The sequence below is a fragment of the Nostoc sp. genome, assembly GCF_054880495.1.
Map to the genome: position 1 here is coordinate 1 of NZ_JBTYKD010000372.1, position 4,514 is coordinate 4,514.

General features: G+C 41.8%; 5 protein-coding genes and 1 pseudogene. 2 read left to right on the forward strand and 4 right to left on the reverse strand.

Features of this window, described 5'->3' with window-relative positions:
* The first annotated feature begins 110 nt into the window (after window positions 1–110).
* Together ACYTXL_RS31270 and ACYTXL_RS31275 are read left to right on the forward strand one after the other, a co-directional pair.
* A complete protein-coding gene (locus ACYTXL_RS31270) occupies window positions 111–941 on the forward strand; it encodes a metallophosphoesterase (RefSeq protein ID WP_461928018.1) in 831 nt (276 codons plus the stop codon).
* 160 nt (window positions 942–1,101) lie between these two features.
* Window positions 1,102–1,935 (forward strand): metallophosphoesterase, encoded by an 834-nt coding sequence (locus ACYTXL_RS31275; RefSeq protein ID WP_461928019.1) that lies wholly within the window; start codon window positions 1,102–1,104, stop codon window positions 1,933–1,935.
* A gap of 65 nt (window positions 1,936–2,000) precedes the next feature.
* Here ACYTXL_RS31275 and ACYTXL_RS31280 read toward each other — a convergent pair whose 3' ends face one another.
* From ACYTXL_RS31280 to ACYTXL_RS31295, 4 genes and pseudogenes are all read right to left on the reverse strand, one after another.
* Entirely contained in the window at window positions 2,001–2,624 is a 624-nt protein-coding gene (locus tag ACYTXL_RS31280; RefSeq protein WP_461928020.1) for an RNA-guided endonuclease InsQ/TnpB family protein, read from the reverse strand.
* Between the two features lie 174 nt (window positions 2,625–2,798).
* Complete coding sequence (locus tag ACYTXL_RS31285; protein ID WP_461928021.1) at window positions 2,799–3,488, reverse strand: hypothetical protein; 690 nt, start codon at window positions 3,486–3,488, stop codon at window positions 2,799–2,801.
* Between the two features lie 293 nt (window positions 3,489–3,781).
* On the reverse strand, window positions 3,782–4,291 hold the full coding sequence (locus ACYTXL_RS31290; protein WP_461928022.1) for a WD40 repeat domain-containing protein: 510 nt from the start codon (window positions 4,289–4,291) through the stop codon (window positions 3,782–3,784).
* A gap of 24 nt (window positions 4,292–4,315) precedes the next feature.
* Window positions 4,316–4,423: pseudogene (locus ACYTXL_RS31295) on the reverse strand (hypothetical protein); the annotation flags it as partial.
* Window positions 4,424–4,514: the final 91 nt, after the last annotated feature.

Below are 4,514 nucleotides of genomic sequence, written 5' to 3' on the forward strand. Positions count from 1 at the left end.
AAATTTCCAACTTTTATGAAATTTTCAATAAGTTGCATTAGTCGCTACACACAAAGCGACAATGTTCAGTTAAGCTGTAAGCGCTATGATTAAGGTTTATTAAACGTCTTATGCATTGGTTGTTATCTGGGCCGTTGAGTACAGAAGAATTGACGGTTAACATTGCAGGGTTGCCTGCATCCTTACAAGGTAAGAAACTGGTGCAGTTGTCAGATTTTCACTACGATGGTTTGCGACTATCGGAAGATATGTTAGAAAAAGCGATCGCAGTTACTAACGAAGCTAAACCAGATTTAATTCTATTAACTGGTGACTACGTAACTGACGATCCCACGCCGATTCACCAACTGGCACTTCGACTCAAACATCTGCAAAGTCGCAGTGGTATATATGCTGTTCTTGGCAATCACGATATATATTACAGACATGCAAAAGCAGAAGTTACACAAGCGTTAACTAGCATTGGAATTCATGTACTTTGGAACGAAATTGCCTATCCACTAGGAAAAGAATTGCCACTTGTTGGACTGGCCGATAGTTGGTCACGGGAATTTAATCCTGTACCAGTCATGAACCAGCTAAACCCCGACACACCCTGCATCGTTTTATCCCACAACCCAGATACAGCAGAGATATTACAATCCTGGCGAGTCGATTTACAATTATCTGGTCATACTCACGGTGGTCAAATCGTGATTCCCGGAATTGGCCCTATGGCGTTCTTTTACGAAAAGCTTGTAAAAAAAATACCCAAAAAACTGCGGCGTCTAGTCCCCTTTTTCCAAGTCAATGTTTCTGTAGTCAGCCATTGGGAATGGGCACAGGGTTTCCATCGGCTAGGAAAAAATCAGCTATATATCAATCGGGGTTTGGGAACTTACCTCCCAGGACGTTTATTTTGCCGCCCAGAAGTTACTATAATCACGCTACAAGCTGAATGAGAAAGCAGAAGGAAAACCCGATAACTAAATTCAGCGATTTCAAATAAATCAATTAGTTAATTGTATTTGGAGTCTGTGACATAAATTATTGCAGTTACTCAAGTTGTATTTTAATTTTTGGTAAGCTGTAAACGCTGGTATGAGGAGTATCGGTTGCCTTATGCATTGGTTGTTTACGGGACATTTAAGAGTAGATAAAATAACGGTTAAGATTGCGGAACTTCCAGCATCTTTACAAGGTACAACGTTAGTGCAGTTGTCAGATTTTCACTACGATGGTTTGCGGCTGTCGGAAGATATGTTAGAAAAAGCGATCGCACTTACTAACGAAGCTGAACCAGATTTAATTCTATTAACTGGTGACTACGTAACTGACGATCCCACGCCGATTCACCAATTGGTACTTCGACTCAAACATCTACAAAGTCGCTATGGTATCTACGCCGTACTTGGTAATCACGATATCTATTACAGCCACTCAAAAGCAGAAGTTACACAAGCCTTAACTAGCATTGGGGTGCATGTACTTTGGAATGAAATCGCCTATCCATTAGGAAAAGAATTACCATTGGTAGGACTAGCTGATTATTGGTCACGGGAATTCCAGCCCGCACCAGTCATGAATCAACTAGACTCGGTTACACCCCGCATCGTTTTATCTCATAACCCAGATACAGCCAAGATATTACAACAATGGCGCGTAGATTTGCAACTATCTGGTCATACCCACGGTGGTCACATCGTCATTCCGGGCATTGGCCCTGTAGTATTCTATTATAAAAAGCTCCTCAAACAAATTCCCAAAAAATTACGGCGTTGGGTAACATTTTTCCTGGGAGACTGTTCTAAAGTAGTGCGATATTGGGAGTGGGCGCAAGGGTTTCACAAGGTAGAAAAAAATCAACTATATGTCAATCGGGGTTTAGGAACTTATAAACCAGGACGCTTATTTTGTCCGCCCGAAGTGACTGTAATTACCTTAATTAGTGATTAATAATTCTGAAATTTTTAATTAAGTGACATACTCCTGACGCTGCCCTTCGGGACAGCGCAGGCTTCTCAGTGACTCCCGGCAACCCGTGGGACATTTCCTGAGCTTTGAAGGACGGGATGCCCCGCCGCCCTGTGTTTTATATTTCGCGCCGCATTATGATCACGGCAATAACTAGCACCACATAAGCAGTTGTGCCACCTATCGGCCAATGTTTTCGGAACTGTCGCGCCACAATCAGAACATTCTTGACTTGTGCCATTAGGATTTACAGCAATCACCAAACACCCAGCACTTGCAGCCTTGGTATTTAGAATTTGCAGAAATTGACCCCACCCGGCATCGTTTACGGACTTAGCAAGCATTGACTTTGCTAGTCCTTTGATATTTAGATTTTCATGGGCAATAACACTTCGGCTTCTCTCCGAGACGCTACGCGAACGCTCAGTGCTTGCCTGGGATTGATTTAATAACCATATTGCAGTTTTGTAGTGAAAATCTTTGCGCTGGTTAGCGACTTTTAAATGAGTCTTGGCAACACGTTTAATAGCTTTCTTGCGACGATTTGACCCTTTGTTTTTGCGGGATAAATGACGCTGTAGCCGTTTCAGTTTCTTCTCGCTTTTACGGTAATGCTGGGGGATTTCTATTTCTTGGTTGTCACTCGTTACCAAAAACGCTTTCAATCCCATATCAATACCCTTAATTTATGGCAAGAATTCCGAAATATTAGACCTCTTGCAAAAGTCCCTAATACCCCACCCCCAGCCCCTAAGAGCAGGCTTTTAGGGGAGAATTTGACGTAAGTCAAAGGCGGGGTAGGGTTCTTTTTTTGATTTATGCAGTCTATTGTTTGACTAACCTACTCATTGAGGTGGAGTGGTTTTAGAGGTATCACTTTTCGTACCTGGAGCGACAGTATTAGTAGAAGTATCCTCCTTGTTGTGCGAAGTCGGAGTAATGCTGGTTGGACTGGTCGTCGGAGTTTGTGTCGCTTTCGGGGTTGGCTGAGTTACAGGTGCTTTTTCTGCCGCAGGCTGCTGGGGTGGAACAGTAATGTTAATATTCGGTTGGCGAGGTGGAGATGAAGGTGTGACCTGCTGTTGTGGAACAGGAACAGGAACAACAACAGGTATTTCTCTGGTTCTTTCGATCATTGTCGTTCGTGGTTGAGGAGATGCACTAGGGGTTGAACTACTCTTACTCGGTACAGGAACCGCGACTGGGACAATATTGTTAACCGGTGCGTTATTCTGCTGGCTGAAATACCAGACCCCACCTATGACCAAAGCAAGCACGGAAGTAATAATAATACCCAACACCAAACCACCATTAGCATTGTTATTATCACGCTCGGCTAAATCAGCTTGCTGATTGGTATGCTCAGTATTTCGACCTTGTACGTAACCTTTTTGGTAAGAGTTGGGATTAGCTATATTGTTCTTCAGTGTTTCACTAGTTCGTGTTACGTGGGTGTGAGTATTACCATTAGTATCACTGTAAGATTCTTGCTTGAGTTCAGTATTTTCGCTTTCGGGTTCATTGGGAATAGACATAGCTGTTGATTTCACTCCTCGATATAATATTGAAAAACTAAAGCTTTCTAAAAACAAGAGGTTTTAATGAGGTGAAAAATGTATGTTGCTGATAAATATTGAGTTTCATTTGCTACCTCATTATTGGTAATTCTCAGCATAACCTCTGTGCTCAGCAAGTAACTCTATCTTTAGGGAGTTAACACTTAGTCTCAAAAAATGGTATGTCAAAAATAATGCTATTAAGCTGTTATCTGATGGATAAAGAGAAAATTTAGCAATTTACTGAAATCATTTAAATTTTTAATTTCTTGTTAGATATCGCATCGCCAAAGCTTGATTGTCCTGTCTCGACTACCACTAACCAAAGTTTTGCCATTAGGACTGAAAGCGACAGAATAAACCCAATCTGAATGGTTGCTGAGAGTGTAAAGATTTTGTCCCGTGTTAATATCCCATAGTTTCACAGTATGATCTGCACTACCACTAGCGAGATGCCGACCATCGGGGCTAAAAGCGATCGACCAAACATAATTATGATGTCCGGCAAGTGTGTTAATTAGCTTACCTGTGTTGATATTCCATAACTTGATAGTCTGGTCATAACTGCCACTAGCTAAAATTTGTCCATCAGGACTAATGGCGACACAAGTCACCCAACCTGAATGCCCGTTGATAGTTTGCAGCAGTTTTCTACTCTTCAAATTCCACAGCTTAATCGTATTGTCTGCACTACCACTGATTAAAATCTGCTGCTTTGGACAAATGGCAAGGGAGTAAACCAAGTAAGAATGACCTTTGAGGACTTGCACTAATTGTCCCATCTCTATATGGGAAATCTTGATAGTAGTATCTCTACCGCCACTCAGGACAGTCTGACCATCTGGACTAATAATTACAGAAAAAACTGGGGTTGAATGTACTTTGAGGGTATTGAGTAATTTCCCTATAGACAGTTAGTAACTTTATGGACAAATGTCCTCAAGCCACTTTTCCCGGTGTTACTCGGAATGGGTAAACTGCAATACCCTCTATCCCTAAGCTAAA